Below are 15,564 nucleotides of genomic sequence, written 5' to 3'. Positions count from 1 at the left end.
ACGTCACCTTGTCTCAAATGCGGCCCGCTCACTGTCGTTGCCAAAACATTGGAGAGTAGTCATTGGGGACGTTCTTAAACGACTAGTCAAAAGGGACATTCTTGCGGCACTTGGCACTTGGGGACGCTCCTTTTGTGCCGGTAGTTGGGGACGGTTCTTCGTGGCTGGCTGCGAAGACTGTCCCTGACAGCTAGTCGTTTAAGAACGTCCCCAATGACTAGGTTGGGCACATTGCTTTGAGATGTTATTCAATCAGCTGTGATGGCCTTTGAGCTGCTTACCTGCTTAAAGCAAGTGACGGCATATATCCGCTATCGGAAATATTGCTCAAAAAATCGTCCAAGAAGTCGCGGGGCCCTTTTTGGCGCGTCGCGCGTCAAGCGATGTGGCAAGTATTTGGTTAGGTATTGGTCAGTTTTGGGGCAACCTTGCCAAAAGCTTGACGGATGCAGATATGAACGTCGACAAATGAACACTTTGGATGGGGACAAACAAAAATTCTGGGCTGATTCTCGATAATCGCTTCCAATCGTCCCTTGCCGCGTGCCACCCTCGCGTACAATCTCCACCGACATTCGCGCGCCGCCCGGCGCATAAGAGGGGAGGACCCCATGGCAAACGAGATCTGGACCATCAAGCGTTGTCTCGAGTGGACCAAGGAGTACCTGGCCGAGCGCGGTGAGGAGCACCCCCGTCTTTCTGCCGAGTGGCTGCTGTGCGCGGCCACGGGCCTGGCGCGTATCGACTTGTATATGCGCATGGACGAGACGCTTAACGCGGACCAGCTCGAGACCATGCACGCGGCGGTCGTCCGTCGCGCGAAGGGCGAGCCGCTGCAATACATCACGGGCAGCACGCAGTTTCGCATGATCGACGTCGCGTGCGCCCCCGGTGTGCTCATTCCGCGCCCCGAGACCGAGATGCTCGTCGAGGAAGTCCTCAATTATCTGGATGCCGAGGTGCTGAGCCCCGAGGCTGCTGCCCGCCAGCGTGTTGAGCTGCCTTGGAACGATGAGGTCGAGGAGGCGCGCAAGGCCGAGGTCGCGTTGGCAGACGAACGCGCGACCGCCGAGCGCCGTGCTGCCAACCTGACGGCCGCTGATGAGGCTGCGCTGGGTAGCGACGTGCTCGGTAGCCGCGCCTATGCCGAGGAGCTTGCCGATCGAGAAGCCGAGGAAGCCGCCGCGCAGGCAGCAGAAGCCGAAGCCGCGGAAGCCGCGGAAGCCGCCGAGCCCGATCTCGACGAATACGGTATCGCCATTGAGGGCAACGACCAACAGACGACTCCCGCGCAAGATGCCGCTGCGCCTGCCCCAGCCGAGCCCCGCATCGCCCGCGTTCTCGAGGTCGGCTGCGGCACCGGCTGCATCTCGCTCTCCCTTGCCTGGGAGCGCCGCGACCACGTCACCTGCACCGCTACCGATATCGAACCGCGCGCTATCGACCTTGCCACCAAAAACCGCGACGCGCTCGGCCTCACGGCAGATGAGGTTGCCTTTAGCCTCACCAACCTGGTGAGCTCTGTTCCCCGCGAAGAGTGGGGCACCTTTGACGTGCTCGTCTCCAACCCACCCTACATCCCGACCGACGTCATGCGCTCGCTGCCGCATGAGGTCAAGGACTTTGAGCCCGATCTGGCGCTCGAGGGCGGCGCCGACGGCCTCGATATCTTCCGCCGCCTGCTCAATGCGGCGCCGTACATGCTGCGCGCCGGCGGCCTGTTTGCCTGCGAGCTCTACGAGGGCGCCCTCGATGCCGCGGCCGAGCTCTGTCGCCAGGCGGGTCTGTCGGACGTACGCATCGTCCACGACCTCACCGATCGCCCCCGCATTGTCCGAGCTATCATCACCGAGCCCAAGCAGCGCCAGTAATATTTATTAACTAGTTAGCAAAAATTATAAATTAGTTTATAATTAGGACGGCTGAAAGAGGTCGGCCCATGCAACCTCCTTCCTTTCGGGAAATCATTGCCCTACTCAAGCACGATGGATTCGTGAAGGTCGCGCAAGTCGGTACTCACGCTAAGTATGTTTCTGGTGACCGTGTTGTCACCGTGAACGGCTCTGGTGGTGATCGACCAAAGAAGGGCACGTGGGCAAGTATTCGACGCCAAGCTGGATGGTAGTTGGAGGCAAAATGAGGCAGCGATTTACCTATGACTGCGTTCTCATAAAAGAAGACGACGGTTACTGCGCCAGCTTCCCGCAGATTCCCGGCGCCTTTGCCGATGGCGATACGCGCGAAGAAGCGATTGTCCATGCCACCGAGGCACTGATGGCGTTTTTGGCCGACGACCTCAACAACGGTTTGACTCCGGCAGGGTACGAACGCTCGGCCGAGGTCGTGGCCCTTTCAGTCGAAATCGACCACGAGGACGCTCGGGAAGCGGCGTGCCGAACATTTAAAGACGCAGCGCAGGACCTCAAAGTCTCCGCTCCGCGGATTACTGCGCTGGTCAAAGCCGGAAAGCTCGATGTTGAACTCGTCGACGGCCGTCGGATGATAACGATAGACAGCATCGAGCGTTACGCCGCCCAAGAACGCCACGCCGGAAGACCAAAGAAGTTCGTGGCCGTCCAATAACCCCCTCACTTTCACCGACTACTAGAGCCGCTCACCAAACCAACATGCGCTTTGGGCAAATAGGTTGAACGTTTCGTGCGAGAATGCCCCACAGTAAACAAACTTGCATCAGAGCGTGAGGGGCTGGCATACACATGCAGACGGTCTATCGGGTATACGAGGGAGCGCGCGAGCCGCATCGGCTTGCAGTCGAGCGCACGGCCGAGCTACTCGGTAGCGGCGGCCTGGCGCTTATTCCAACCGAGACGGTCTACGGTGTCGCCGTGGCGGTCAACGCCTTCTCGGATGCCGTTCCACAAGATACAAGTGAACCTCTGCCGTGGCCGCGCGATCCGCAGGCCACCGTCAACGGCGCCGCGGCCCCCGCACTCGGTACCGGCTATCGTCGTATCTTTACCCTCAAGCAGCGCGAGCTCACCCAAACGGTTGCCTGGTTGGTCGATGATGCCGAGGCGCTCGACCGCTATGGCGTGGATATCCCTAATGAGGCCCGCGCGCTTGCCCGACGATGCTGGCCGGGCGCCCTGACTATCGTGGTCAAGGCGGCCCCCTGCGTGCCGACCTTTATGCGCGCCGCCGACGACACGGTGGCACTTCGCGCTTCGGCCTCGCCCGTGGTACAAGCGCTCATTCGCGCCTGCGGCAGCCCCCTTGCCTGCACCAGCGCCAACACGCATGGCGCGCCCGCGCCGGCAAGTTTTGCCACGGTGGAGGAGCGCATCCTGGAGGGGGTCGATGTGGCCGTCGACGCCGGCGAGACCCCGTGCCGCGATGCCTCAACCATTGTGTCGTTTCAGCACGGCGAGCTCCAGATCCTGCGCCAAGGCGCGCTTCCCGCATTAGATATCGAACGGGTTCTATCCGACCCGATGCAATAGAAAGGCGTAAGCGATGTCGTTGAATCTAGGTAGCCTGGGCATGGAAGACGCCTCGTTTAGCTTTGGCTGTTCCTACATCATGGCGCTCGACTGCGGCACTACCTCGGTACTCGCGACCATCGTAGACGAGTACGGCTGCATCGTCGCCCAGGCGCGTCGTAGCGTCAAAACCAGCTTCCCGCGCCCCGGCTGGGTGGAACAGGATCCCATGGAGGTGCTTGCCAGCCAGATCGGCGTGATGATGGAGGTTCAGTTTAAGAGCGGCATCCATTCTGACCGCATCGCCGCCATCGGTATCTCCAACCAGCGCGAGACCACGGTGGTGTGGGACCGCATAAGCGGCCAACCCATCTATAACGCCATCGTGTGGCAATGCCGTCGAACCGCACCCCTGATCGACGAGCTGGTCGAGCGGGGCGCAGAAGGGCTGGTGCGCTCCCGCACGGGACTCACGCTCGATCCGTATTTCTCGGCTTCCAAGGTGCAGTGGATCCTCGACAACGTCGACGGTGCGCGTGAGAGCGCGGCGGCGGGCGACCTTATGTTCGGCACCATCGACACCTGGCTCATCTACAACCTCACTGGCTGTCAGGTCTTTGCCACCGACTACACCAATGCCAGCCGCACCGCGCTCTTTAATATCCATGCGCTTGATTGGGACGACGATCTGCTGGCGCTTTTCGACGTCCCGCGTTCCATGATGCCCGAGGTTCGTTGGAGCTCGGGCGACTACGGCCGTGTCGCGAGCGACATCATGACCAACATGCCACCCATCATGGGCGTGGCGGGCGACCAGCAGGCGTCGCTGTTCGGCCACTGCTGTTTCCATCCTGGCCAGACCAAAAACACCTATGGCACGGGTTGCTTCATGCTCATGAACACCGGCGACGAGGTCGTTGAATCCAAGAACGGTCTGGTCTCCACGATCGGCATCGCCGCGGACGGCAAGATCAGCTATGCGCTCGAGGGTTCTGTCTTTGCCGCCGGCTCAACCATGAACTGGCTGCGCAAGAACATGGGCATCATCTCGAGCGTGAGCGAGTCCGCGCAACTCGCCGCTTCGATCAACGACAACGAGGGCTGCTACTTCGTCCCCGCCTTCGCAGGCCTGGGCGCTCCCTGGTGGGACCCGCATGCTCGCGGTATCGTGTGCGGGCTGACCGGTGCCTCGAGTCGCGCGACCATTGTGCGTGCGGCCTGCGAGTCCATGGCTTACCAGAGTTATGACGTGCTGCGCGCCATGGAGCAGGACGTGGGACTTTCGATTGAGCGCCTGTCCGTCGATGGCGGTGCCGCGCGCAACGAGTTCATCATGCAATTCCAGGCCGATCTGCTGGATATCCCCGTGCTGCAGTGCGAGACGGTGGAGACCACGGCGATCGGTGTCGCGTACTTGGCGGGTCTTGCCGTCGGCTATTGGGGGGATTTGGAGGAGCTGGAGCAAAACGCTCAGATCGTTAAGACCTTCCTTCCCCATATGTCCGCCGAGCGCCGCGAGCAAAACCTGGCGGGCTGGCGGGATGCCGTCAAACGCTCGCTCAGTACCGTACGGTAGGGCTGCGACGAGCTGCTCGATATAACAAACCGTTACATTTATGCACGGCGCGCGGCAACAACGACGCCATGCGCCTTGTCAGCAAGGCCATCTTCCGGCCGCAACGAAAGGGGCATCAACCCATGACCGTCACCTACGATACGTCCCGTGTGACTCTTGTCGATCACCCACTCGTCCAGCACAAGCTGTCGATCCTGCGCGACAAGAGCACCGGCACCAACCAGTTCCGCCAGCTCGTGCGCGAGCTCGCACTTTTTGACGGCTACGAGGCCATGCGCGACCTGCCCATGGAAGACGTCGAGGTCGAGACCCCCATCACCACCGCAACGTTTAAGCAGCTCGCCGGCAAAAAGCTCGCCATAGTTCCCATCCTGCGTGCAGGCCTCGGCATGGTCGATGGCATCCTCGACCTGGTACCCTCCGCTCGCGTGGGCCACATCGGTATGGAGCGCGACGAGGTTACCCACGAGCCACATGAGTATTATTGCAAGATGCCCAAGGATATCGACCAGCGCATCTGCCTGGTTGTCGACCCCATGCTCGCCACGGGCGGTTCGGCCGAGATGGCCATCAGCTACCTGCGCGAGCGCGGTGTCAAGGATATCCGCATGCTGTGTATCGTCGCCGCGCCTGAGGGCCTCAAGTCACTGACCGCAAAGGACTCCGACGTACATATTTATACGTGCGCCATCGATGACCATCTCAACGAGGCCGCCTACATCGTTCCTGGCTTGGGCGATGCCGGCGACCGCATCTTCGGTACGCTCTAGTCGTTGGGCCTTGCCGGCTACGGTCGCAAATACGAAGAAATGGTGCGCACGGTCAAGCAGAAGGCGACCGCACGCGCTCCTGTTAACGGACGTTTTACCCTGCAGGGTTCGAGAAAAACGTATTACCGTACCTGCGGCATAAAGAAGGTCTTAAGAAAACGAACAGGTGCGTATTAACCGATGTTTTCTCGGTTGTACTTTAGCGATTGGCTCGTACAATAGTCACCAATGTTCGGCTGGAACTGTTCTGTGAAGCGTTATAAAGGAAAGTGAGGACGCCAGTGTTTCAGATAGCCGATCTGCTCGCTATCGTTGCAGGCGCCATCGCGGGCGCGGTCGCCTTTCTTCCCTTTGTTTTTACGCTCAAGCCGGTTCTTGACGATAAACAGAATGCGGACATGCTCAAGGGCATGGTGAGTCTCGCGGTCTCGGCGATCGCGTTGCTTGTCTTTACCCTGGTCGTGTTCGCGTTGTTCGGAGAGGCGTTTCGCATGTTCCTCCTGGGCGAGGCGATCGGCTTTGTGGCCTTTATGGCCGCCTGCGCGGTTCGCGTCGCCAAGGCGCTGCGGGATCCTCATGAGGTCGAAAGGTAAGTCGTGGAAATTTTTGAAAAGCTGCCCGATGAGATTAATCATCTGGTCAGCGAGTTCAGCTCCACCCCCGTCGTGGGCGATCTGAGCTGCGGCATCACGCAGTACTCGTTTTGGCTGATCGTCTCCACGATCGTGCTCCTGATCGTCCTGGCCGTGTTCAAGAAGAAGCAGACCCTGGTTCCCAAGGGCTTCTTCGTCAACGGTTTCGAGTACATCATCGAGTACGTCGAGAACGATATCGGCAAGGGCGTCGTGGGTGAGAACTGGAAGAAGCACTTCCCGTTCCTGTGCTCGCTTTTCCTGTTCATCCTGATCAATAACATGATCGGCCTGGTCCCGGGAATGAAGCCCGGCACCGGCGCAATCGGCTCCACCGCCGCGCTCGCCATCTTCGCCTTCGTGTACTTCATCTACTACGGATGCAAGGCTCACGGCGTGATCGGCTACATCAAGAGCCTCGCCCCGCAGGGCGTGAGCTTCCCGATGAACGTGCTTGTGTGGGTCGTCGAGCTTTTCTCGACCTTCCTGCGCCTCATCACGCTCGCCGTCCGTCTGTTCTGCAACATGTTTGCAGGACACGTGGTCATGGGCTCGTTCGCCATCATGGCGAGCATGTTCATGCAGCCGCTGCTTCAGCAGGTTTCCGCGGCCCACGCCATCGGCGCCCTGCCTTCGTTGGCCTGGCTTGCCATCCTCATCCTGATCTATGCGATCGAGCTTGTGGTCGGCGCCATCCAGGCGTACGTCTTCACGGTTCTTACCGCCGTGTATGTCTCCGAGGCAGAGGAGGTCGCGGAGGAGGAGTAATCTTCCGTTCGCGTCCCAAAGGTAAGGCAATTCGTTCAACCGCCGGTGCCCGTACCCATGGAGCCCGGCAGTTATAAAAAGGTTATCCTGCGTGAAATAAGACACGCACGACAAAGGAGGAATCGTGGGAGTTATCGGTTACGGTCTCGGTGTTATCGGCGCTGGTCTTGCTATCGGCCTGTCTGCTCTGGGTGCTACGGGTGCTATGGCCCGTCAGCCTGAGGTCCAGGGCCGCGTGTTCACCGTCTTCATCATGGGCTCCGCCTTCGGCGAGGCTCTGGCTCTGATCGGCTTCGTTGTCGCGCTGATCGTTAAATAGCACGGAGCGTCAAGTATGAATCTTTCATCCCAGAAGAGCGCGATCGCACTCTCCGCGTCCGCGGCCGCGCTGCTCATGCCGGTTTCCGCGTTCGCCGAGGACGGCGCTGCCGGTGCGGACATCCTCATCCCTAAGATGGCGGAGTTCATCCCGGCGCTTATCGCCTTCCTGATCATCTGGATCGTGCTGGCCAAGGTTGCCCTGCCGGGCATCATGAAAACCATGGAGGAGCGCGGCAAGAAGATCGAGGAGAGCCTCGACGAGGCCGAGAAGACCAAGCAGGAGGCTATCGCCAAGCGCGCTGAGTCCGACTCGGTCGTCACCGACGCCCGTCGTCAGGCTGCCGACATCGTTCTCGAGGCCCGTAAGGACGCCGAGTCCGAGCGCGCCCGTATTATCGAGGCTGCGCACAAGGAGGCCGAGGAGATCATCGCCAAGGCTCATACGACCGTCGAGGACGAGCGCAAGTCCATCTACGCCGGTGCCGCGAGCTCCATCGCCGACCTGTCCGTTGCCGTCGCCACCAAGATCGTGGGCGAGGCACTCGAGGACGAGGCCGAGCAGAAGAAGCTCATCGAGCGCTACATCCAGGAAGCAGGTAGCCTGAATGCCGACTAGCCGCTATCAGGACAAGGTGCTCGAGACCTACGCGCGCTCCCTTATGGAAGCCGCCAAGGCCGAGAACCATGTGTTCGAGGACCTCGAGATGATCGAGCGCCTGGCTTCTGCCAGCCCCGAGATCATCGCCGTGCTCGACACCATGTCCAAGTGCGACCAGCTCGACCTTCTTCCCAAGGTGGCAGCTGCCTTTAAGTATGTTGCCGAGGAAGACGAGGATGTAGTGGGCGTGACCGTCACCACGGCGATCCCGCTCGACGACGAGCTGCGTCAAACCATCACTAAAAAATGCGAGCAGGACTTCGGCCGCAAGGTATTCCTTATCGAGCAGGTCGACCCGTCTATCGTCGGCGGCCTGGTGCTCGAGGCCCGCGGCGAGCGTCGTGACATCTCCGTCAAGACGCAGCTGCGCATCGCGCAGGAGACCCTCGCAAACTCTGCTAATTCGTACGGAGGTGAAGCCTAATGTCCGAAACCCTCAATGCCCAGGATATCGCCAAGAAACTGCAGGAGCAGCTCACGAGCCTCTCCGCGACGGTCGATACGCATGAGGTTTCAACGGTCGACGAGGTAGGCGACGGCATCGCGCGCGTCTCCGGCCTCAAGAGCGCCATGGCAGGCGAGCTTCTGGAGTTCAAGAGCTCCGATACCGGTGAGACCGTCTTCGGCCTTGCCCAGAACCTTGACCGTGACGAGGTCGGCGCCGTTCTGTTCGGTGCCGTCGACGCCATCAAGGAAGGCGACGAGTGCCGCACCACCGGTCGCATTATGGATATCCCCGTGAGCCGCGCCATGCTCGGCCGCGTCGTCAATCCGCTCGGCCAGCCCATCGACGGCCTGGGTGACATCGTTGCCACGCACCGTCGCCCCATCGAGTTCAAGGCCCCCGGCGTCATCGACCGTACCCCGGTGTGCGAGCCGGTTCAGACCGGTCTGCTCGCTATCGACTCCATGGTGCCTATCGGTCGCGGTCAGCGTGAGCTCATCATCGGCGACCGTAAGACCGGTAAGACCGCCATCGCCATCGACGCTATCCTCAACCAGCGCGGCAAGGGCATGGTCTGCATTTATGTCGCCATCGGCCAGAAGGCCTCCACGGTTGCCAACATCCGCGAGACCCTCGCTGAGCACGGTGCGCTCGACTACACCATCATCGTTTCGGCAACCGCTGCCGATTCCGCCCCTATGCAGTACATCGCGCCTATGGCCGGTGCCGCTATCGGCGAGTTCTTCATGTACAACGGCGAGGACGGCAAGCCCGCCAGCGAGACCAACCCCGGCGGTCACGTGCTCGTCATCTACGACGACCTGTCCAAGCAGGCCGTGGCATACCGTCAGATGTCGCTGACGCTGCATCGTCCGCCCGGACGCGAGGCCTATCCTGGCGACATCTTCTACCTGCACTCTCGTCTGCTCGAGCGTGCCGTCAAGATGTCCAAGAAGAACGGCTACGGTTCCATGACGGCACTGCCGATCATCGAGACCCAGGACGGCGACGTCTCGGCCTACATTCCTACCAACGTCATTTCCATTACCGACGGTCAGATCTACCTGCAGTCCGAGCTCTTCTTCCAGGGTCAGCGCCCGGCAGTCGACGTGGGCATCTCCGTGTCCCGCGTCGGTGGCGATGCACAGACCAAGGCCATGAAGCAGGTCGCCGGTAACCTCCGTCTGGACCTCGCTTCGTATCAGGAGCTCGCCGGCTTTACGCAGTTTGGCTCCGACCTCGACGAGGCTACGCAGAAGCAGCTTACCCACGGTGCTCGCATGACCGAGCTCCTGAAGCAGCCGCGTTATAAACCGTTTGAGGTTGGCGAGCAGATCGTTGCGCTGTTCGCTGGCAACGAGGGCTTCCTGGATGACCTGGAGATCGCCGACGTGCTGCCCTTCCGTGCCGAGCTCATCGAGTACATGGACAATGGCTTTGGCTCGCTGCTCGACAAGGTTCGCGCCAAGAAGATCGACGACGACACCAAGGCCGAGCTCTTGCGTGTCATCGGTGACTTCAAGCAGCAGTTCATGGCCAAACACCATTCGGATGTTTCTGTATCAGAGGAGAACTAAGCCCTATGGCCAACCTTCGCGACATTAAGAAGCGAATCTCCTCGGTTACCACGACCAAGCAGATCACGCGCACGATGGAAATGGTCTCTACGGCCAAGATCCGTCGTGCCCTCGATCGCTCCAAGCAGGCCGAGCCCTATAAGGAGGCGCTGACCGACGTCATGTTGACGGTCGCCGGCGACGCCTCCTGCTCGGGCAACGATCCCATGCTGCATAAGCATGAGAGCGTCAAGCATGGCCTGATTGTCGTTATTGCCTCGGACCGCGGCCTTGCCGGCGGATTCAATACGACGGTGGAGCGCACGGCCGAAAAGCTCGCCGCTTCTTGGGCGAACGACGGCATCGAGTGCGAGATCATCGCGTGCGGACGCAAACCGGCCACGTATTTCCGCGACCGCGCAAACGTCATCATGCACTTTGAGGGCAATTCCTCCGAGCCCGATTTCAATCAGGCTCGCATGATGTCCTCTCATATCTGCGATGCGTATCGCGCCGGTGAACTTGACCGTGTCGAGCTTGTCTACCACCACGCCAAGAACCGCGTGGATCAGGAGCTTCGTGTCGAGCACTTGCTGCCGCTCGATCCCGAGATGATCGCTATGGCCCACGGTCCGCGTAAGAACGAGACCGACGCCCCTAAGCGCATCTCGTCCACGTTCGAGTTTGTGCCCTCTCCCGAGCATGTTCTCGGCAAGCTTGTACCGTCATATATCTTGACGGTCATCTACCAGGCCCTGATCGATTCGGCGGCTGCCGAGCAGGGTGCGCGCCGCAAGGCCATGCACTCCGCGACGGAAAACGCCACCGCGATCATCTCGACCCTTACCCGCACGTATAGTCGCGTGCGCCAGGCTTCGATCACGACCGAGATCAACGAGATCGTCGGCGGAGCCTCAGCATTGGAGGAACAGTAATGGCTAATAACACCGTAAAGCTTGCGGTCGAGGAAGCCACCAAGAAGACGACTGCCGGCGATGGTCGCATCGTGCGAATCATCGGCCCTGTCGTCGACGTCAAGTTTGACGGTGCGGTGCCCCCGATCTACAACGCGCTCACGGTCGAGGCCGAGACCCCGATCGGTCACCTGAGCACGATTCTCGAGGTTGAGAGCCAGCTTCCGGGCGGCGTCGTCCGCACGGTCGCCATGTCCTCGACCGACGGTCTGCAGCGTGGTCTCATCGCCACCGATACCGGTGAGCCCATGAAGATGCCCGTTGGCCCCAAGACGCTCGGCCGCATTTGGAACGTGATGGGCAAGCCTGTCGACGGTAAGCCTATGCCCGAGGTGGAGGAGTTCTATCCCATCCACCACGCAGCGCCCCGCTTCGACGAGCTCACCACCAAGACCGAGATCTTCGAAACCGGCATCAAGGCCGTCGACCTGCTCGAGCCCTACATTCGTGGCGGCAAAACGGGTCTGTTCGGCGGCGCCGGCGTCGGCAAGACCGTTCTGATTCAGGAGCTCATCAACAACCTCGCCCAGGAGCACGGCGGCACCTCGGTGTTCACCGGTGTCGGCGAGCGTACTCGTGAGGGCACCGACCTGTTCCTCGAGATGAGCGAGTCGGGCGTTATCGACAAGACCTGCTTGGTTTATGGTCAGATGAACGAGCCGCCTGGAGCACGTCTGCGCATCGGTCTGGCTGGCCTTACCACCGCTGAGTACTTCCGCGATCGCGGCCAGGACGTTCTGCTGTTCATCGACAACATCTTCCGCTTCTCCCAGGCCGGTTCCGAGGTTTCCGCACTGCTGGGTCGTATGCCGTCCGCCGTTGGTTACCAGCCTACGCTGGCTACCGAGATGGGCGACCTCCAGGAGCGCATTACCTCGACCAAGACGGGTTCCATTACCTCCGTTCAGGCTGTCTACGTCCCTGCAGACGACCTGACCGACCCGGCGCCTGCCACGACGTTTACGCACCTCGACGCCACCACAGTTCTTTCGCGTAGCATTTCGTCGCTCGGTCTGTTCCCGGCTATCGACCCGCTCGCTTCTTCCTCCGACGCTCTCGATCCCTCGATCGTCGGCGAGGAGCACTACCGAGTCGCCGTCAAGGTCCAGGAGCTCCTGCAGGAGTACTCCGACCTTCAGGACATCATCGCCATTCTGGGTATGGACGAGCTGTCCGAGGAGCAGCGCCTTACGGTCAACCGTGCCCGCAAGATCCAGCAGTTCCTCTCCCAGTCCTTCCACGTCGCCGAGAAGTTCACCGGCAACCCCGGTGTCTACGTCCGCGTCGAGGATACCGTCCGCTCCTTCGCCGAGATTGTCGACGGCAAGGCCGATGACCTGCCCGAGCAGGCATTCCGCTATGCTTCCACGATTGAGGACGTGCGCGAGCGCGCCCGCAAGATGGGGGAGAAGTAGGTTATGCGTATCCGCATCGTGTGCCCCGTGAGCTGCGCCTATGAGGGCGACGCTGCGTTTGTGTCGATTCCGTCCACGGATGGCGAGTTTGGCGTTCTGCCTGCTCACTCCAGCGAAATCTGCACGATCGACCGCGGTTACGTTCGCGTTTCCGATAAGGCCATGGGCACTGTCGACCACACGTTTGCCGTGGCCGGCGGCTATGCCCAGGTTGCGGACGATGTCGTGACCGTTCTCGCCGAGCGCGCTTGCGATTTGGCGACCGTCGATGCCGACAAGGTTAAAGCTGATATTCAAGGTTTTGAAGAGAAGCTGGGTAATTTGTCGGAGGATGATGCACGCCGCGCCTACCTCTATAATGAAATCGCATGGTGTAAGCTCAAGCTTGCCCAATAGTCAAACGTTTTAGCGTTCGACCATTTGCGAACACATCATGCCCGGGATGGCCCAGCCACCCCGGGCATGCTTTTTGAAAGGGTAGACCTTGGATATTATCCGCGTTGAGGGTGGCCATGCCATCGGAGGTTCCGTGCCTGTTTCGGGCGCCAAGAACTCCGCTCTCAAACTCATGGCGGCAACGCTTCTGGCGCCGGGCAAGACGACGCTGCAGAACGTGCCCGATATTTCCGATGTCCACGTGATGGGCAAGGTGCTCAAGGGTATGGGCGCTACGATCGATGTTCTCGACGAGCACACGCTCGAGATTGATACCTCCCAGGTCGATTCTTGGGAGGCGCCCTATGAGCTCGTTGCCAAGATGCGCGCTTCCACTGCCGTGATGGGACCCCTGTTGGGCCGTTTCCATCGCGCCAAGATCGCCATGCCCGGCGGCTGCAACCTGGGCGCTCGCAAGATCGATATGCATATCTTGGGTCTTGAGGCCTTGGGCGTCGAGTTCGATACCGCCCACGGCTATATCAACGCCAATGCGCCTCAGGGCCTGCGCGGCACTACCGTCACGCTCGAGTTCGCCAGCGTCGGTGCGACCGAGAACCTCATCATGGCCTCCGTGCGTGCGCAGGGTACCACGGTTATCGATAATGCCGCCCGTGAGCCCGAGATCGTCGATCTCGCCAACATGCTTAACGAGATGGGAGCCAAGATTGTCGGCGCGGGTACGCCTGTTGTGACCATCGAGGGCGTGGAAGAGCTGCATCCCGTTACCCATCGCGTGGTGGGCGACCGCATCGAGGCCGGTACCTTTATCGTTGCCGGTGCGTTGATGGCAGGCGACCGCGGTGTCGATGTCACGGGCTTTTGCCCCATCCACTTGGGAATGGTGCTCAAGAAGATGGAGCTTATGGGCATCGATTGCGAACGCATCGAGGATGGCGTTCACGTGAATCGTGTCGAGCACATCAAGCCGGTCGATATCCAGACGCTCCCATTCCCCGGTTTCCCCACGGACATGCAGGCGCAGATCATGGTGCTTTCCGCTCTGGCCGACGGCAGCTCCGTTATCACCGAGAATATCTTTGAGAATCGCTTTATGTTTGCATCCGAGCTGGTGCGCATGGGCGCCGATATTCGCATCGAGAGCCATCACGCTATGATTCACGGCGTCAAGGGCTTCTCCGGCGCTCAGGTAACCTCACCGGACCTTCGTGGCGGCGCGGCACTCGTCGTTGCCGGCCTCATTGCCGACGGCACGACCGAGGTCTCGGCCATTCATCACATTAAGCGCGGCTACGAGCGGTTTGTTGAAAAGCTGCAGGCGCTTGGCGCCCATGTCGAGCACGCCACTGTTCCCGATCCCGTCATCTACTAATGCAGGTTGCCTATGTTTAAGAAAAAGCCCCTTACGGAATCTCGAAGACCTTCGACCGGCGCTCAGGCAAAAATCTATAGCCGTGATAACGTTGCCCGCTATTCCGAGCGCGCCCGTCAGCGCCGTCGCGGTCATACGGTTCGCCGCGTCGCGCTCATTGCTGTGCTCGGCGTGCTGCTGAGCGCTACGACTGCTGCCGGCCTGTGGTTTGCCACCATTATGGGCAAGCTCGGCAATTCCAATGTCATCACCGACAATCTGCGTCGGGTTCTGGTTGATACCGACGAGGCAAAGGAACCGTTCTACGTGCTACTCCTTGGCACTGACGGTCGCCCGGGCGAGGATACATATCGCGCCGACTCGATTATCCTGGCGCGTATCGACCCCACGAAAAAGCAGGCGACGCTCATTTCCGTTCCGCGTGACACCAAGGTCGTGTACAAGGGCGAGACCATGAAGATCAACGCCTGCCATACCGTTGGCGGCGCCGAGGCCATGGTCCAGGCGGTCAACGAGCTGTGCGGTGTTCAGATTTCCCACTATGCCGAGGTCAGCTTCGACGGCATGAAGTCGCTCATCGATTCGGTCGGCGGCATCGACATTAACGCAACCGACGATGTCGACGACCCCGAGCATCTCGACATTAAGATCACCGCCGGTCAGCAGCACATGGATGGCGCGACCGCCCTTACCTATGCCCGCTGCCGCTACACCTATGCGGATGGCGACTACACACGCATGCGCCATCAGCGTCAGGTGCTCGGTGCCCTCGCCAAACAGATCCTCAACAACTTCGATGCCACCAAGGTCTTCGACCTCGTCAATTCGCTGTCTAACATGCTCGTGACCGATATGAGCGTTCAGGACATCGTCTCTACGGTCAATGCCATGCGCGGCATGGATGTTGACGGCATCTATTCGGCCAACTTACCTTCGTATGCCGATGACAGCACCATGATTGATGGCGTGAGCTACGTCTTTGTCTACGAGGACGAGCTCAAGGAAATGATGAAGCGCGTCGACGCTGGTAAGGATCCTAAGGGCCCTAATACCATGGGCCTGTCCGATGGTACCAGCTCCACGATTGGCGACATCAACAGAAACACGTCCGACGACTACGCCAACGGTGCCGCCACTTCGTCAGGCAGTTCGGAAGACTCGGCAGGCTCGGGCGACTCGGGCGACAGCTCCGATTCCTACGAAGAGCCCACTGGCGACGGCAACGGCTACGATGCCAACTA

The 15,564-nt window shown here is 60.3% G+C and carries 16 protein-coding genes and 1 pseudogene (1 of these 17 cut by a window edge); all 17 read left to right on the top strand.

What is annotated here, in order from left to right:
• Window positions 1-611: 611 nt before the first annotated feature.
• A complete protein-coding gene (locus tag SFLMC1_RS05495) occupies window positions 612-1,871 on the top strand; it encodes a N5-glutamine methyltransferase family protein (RefSeq protein ID WP_152073251.1) in 1,260 nt (419 codons plus the stop codon).
• Window positions 1,872-1,939: 68 nt separating this feature from the next.
• Window positions 1,940-2,125, top strand: coding sequence for a type II toxin-antitoxin system HicA family toxin (locus SFLMC1_RS11415; protein WP_152073250.1), 186 nt, complete (start codon window positions 1,940-1,942; stop codon window positions 2,123-2,125).
• Window positions 2,092-2,583 carry a type II toxin-antitoxin system HicB family antitoxin gene (locus SFLMC1_RS05485; protein WP_152073249.1) on the top strand — a complete coding sequence of 164 codons (492 nt, stop codon included), beginning with the start codon at window positions 2,092-2,094 and terminating at the stop codon, window positions 2,581-2,583. Before SFLMC1_RS11415 ends, SFLMC1_RS05485 begins: the two co-directional genes overlap by 34 nt.
• Window positions 2,584-2,717: 134 nt before the next feature.
• Complete coding sequence (locus SFLMC1_RS05480; RefSeq protein WP_152073248.1) at window positions 2,718-3,461, top strand: L-threonylcarbamoyladenylate synthase; 744 nt, start codon at window positions 2,718-2,720, stop codon at window positions 3,459-3,461.
• A gap of 13 nt (window positions 3,462-3,474) precedes the next feature.
• Window positions 3,475-5,016, top strand: a complete 1,542-nt coding sequence (gene glpK, locus SFLMC1_RS05475; protein WP_152073247.1) for a glycerol kinase GlpK — start codon at window positions 3,475-3,477, stop codon at window positions 5,014-5,016.
• A gap of 122 nt (window positions 5,017-5,138) precedes the next feature.
• On the top strand, window positions 5,139-5,786 hold the full coding sequence (upp, locus tag SFLMC1_RS05470) for a uracil phosphoribosyltransferase (RefSeq protein ID WP_152073246.1): 648 nt from the start codon (window positions 5,139-5,141) through the stop codon (window positions 5,784-5,786).
• A 281-nt stretch (window positions 5,787-6,067) separates the two neighbouring features.
• Window positions 6,068-6,379: a hypothetical protein gene (locus tag SFLMC1_RS05465; protein ID WP_152073245.1), complete on the top strand. Its 312-nt coding sequence runs from the start codon at window positions 6,068-6,070 to the stop codon at window positions 6,377-6,379.
• A 3-nt stretch (window positions 6,380-6,382) separates the two neighbouring features.
• Window positions 6,383-7,186, top strand: a complete 804-nt coding sequence (gene atpB, locus SFLMC1_RS05460; RefSeq protein WP_152073244.1) for a F0F1 ATP synthase subunit A — start codon at window positions 6,383-6,385, stop codon at window positions 7,184-7,186.
• Between the two features lie 124 nt (window positions 7,187-7,310).
• A complete protein-coding gene (locus tag SFLMC1_RS05455; protein WP_022094262.1) occupies window positions 7,311-7,505 on the top strand; it encodes an ATP synthase subunit C in 195 nt (64 codons plus the stop codon).
• A 15-nt stretch (window positions 7,506-7,520) separates the two neighbouring features.
• A complete protein-coding gene (gene atpF / locus SFLMC1_RS05450) occupies window positions 7,521-8,123 on the top strand; it encodes a F0F1 ATP synthase subunit B (RefSeq protein ID WP_152073243.1) in 603 nt (200 codons plus the stop codon).
• Window positions 8,113-8,589 carry a FoF1 ATP synthase subunit delta gene (locus SFLMC1_RS05445; RefSeq protein ID WP_152073242.1) on the top strand — a complete coding sequence of 159 codons (477 nt, stop codon included), beginning with the start codon at window positions 8,113-8,115 and terminating at the stop codon, window positions 8,587-8,589. The genes atpF and SFLMC1_RS05445 overlap by 11 nt, the downstream gene beginning before the upstream one ends.
• Complete coding sequence (gene atpA, locus SFLMC1_RS05440; RefSeq protein WP_152073241.1) at window positions 8,589-10,187, top strand: F0F1 ATP synthase subunit alpha; 1,599 nt, start codon at window positions 8,589-8,591, stop codon at window positions 10,185-10,187. Before SFLMC1_RS05445 ends, atpA begins: the two co-directional genes overlap by 1 nt.
• A 5-nt stretch (window positions 10,188-10,192) precedes the next feature.
• Window positions 10,193-11,101, top strand: coding sequence for an ATP synthase F1 subunit gamma (gene atpG / locus SFLMC1_RS05435; protein ID WP_152073240.1), 909 nt, complete (start codon window positions 10,193-10,195; stop codon window positions 11,099-11,101).
• A complete protein-coding gene (gene atpD / locus SFLMC1_RS05430; RefSeq protein ID WP_006235717.1) occupies window positions 11,101-12,555 on the top strand; it encodes a F0F1 ATP synthase subunit beta in 1,455 nt (484 codons plus the stop codon). Before atpG ends, atpD begins: the two co-directional genes overlap by 1 nt.
• 3 nt (window positions 12,556-12,558) lie before the next feature.
• Entirely contained in the window at window positions 12,559-12,951 is a 393-nt protein-coding gene (gene atpC / locus SFLMC1_RS05425) for an ATP synthase F1 subunit epsilon (protein ID WP_117630038.1), read from the top strand.
• Between the two features lie 88 nt (window positions 12,952-13,039).
• Entirely contained in the window at window positions 13,040-14,323 is a 1,284-nt protein-coding gene (murA, locus tag SFLMC1_RS05420; RefSeq protein ID WP_152073239.1) for a UDP-N-acetylglucosamine 1-carboxyvinyltransferase, read from the top strand.
• 12 nt (window positions 14,324-14,335) lie between these two features.
• Window positions 14,336-15,564, top strand: a pseudogene (locus tag SFLMC1_RS05415) (LCP family protein) (it continues 13 nt past the right edge of the window).

The organism is Collinsella aerofaciens (assembly GCF_901212495.1).
Taxonomy (GTDB): Bacteria; Actinomycetota; Coriobacteriia; order Coriobacteriales; family Coriobacteriaceae; genus Collinsella; species Collinsella aerofaciens_H.
The sequence above is the reverse complement of the archived record's forward strand: the minus strand, read 5'-3'. Positions and strand labels throughout refer to the sequence as shown.

Coding starts and splice junctions, on each gene's coding strand:
- SFLMC1_RS05445 (WP_152073242.1), top strand. CDS start 8,113: ATGCCGACTAGCCGCTATCAGGACAAGGTGCTCGAGACCTACGCGCGC.
- SFLMC1_RS05480 (WP_152073248.1), top strand. CDS start 2,718: ATGCAGACGGTCTATCGGGTATACGAGGGAGCGCGCGAGCCGCATCGG.
- upp (WP_152073246.1), top strand. CDS start 5,139: ATGACCGTCACCTACGATACGTCCCGTGTGACTCTTGTCGATCACCCA.
- SFLMC1_RS11415 (WP_152073250.1), top strand. CDS start 1,940: ATGCAACCTCCTTCCTTTCGGGAAATCATTGCCCTACTCAAGCACGAT.
- atpD (WP_006235717.1), top strand. CDS start 11,101: ATGGCTAATAACACCGTAAAGCTTGCGGTCGAGGAAGCCACCAAGAAG.
- SFLMC1_RS05495 (WP_152073251.1), top strand. CDS start 612: ATGGCAAACGAGATCTGGACCATCAAGCGTTGTCTCGAGTGGACCAAG.
- glpK (WP_152073247.1), top strand. CDS start 3,475: ATGTCGTTGAATCTAGGTAGCCTGGGCATGGAAGACGCCTCGTTTAGC.
- atpG (WP_152073240.1), top strand. CDS start 10,193: ATGGCCAACCTTCGCGACATTAAGAAGCGAATCTCCTCGGTTACCACG.
- atpA (WP_152073241.1), top strand. CDS start 8,589: ATGTCCGAAACCCTCAATGCCCAGGATATCGCCAAGAAACTGCAGGAG.
- atpC (WP_117630038.1), top strand. CDS start 12,559: ATGCGTATCCGCATCGTGTGCCCCGTGAGCTGCGCCTATGAGGGCGAC.
- atpF (WP_152073243.1), top strand. CDS start 7,521: ATGAATCTTTCATCCCAGAAGAGCGCGATCGCACTCTCCGCGTCCGCG.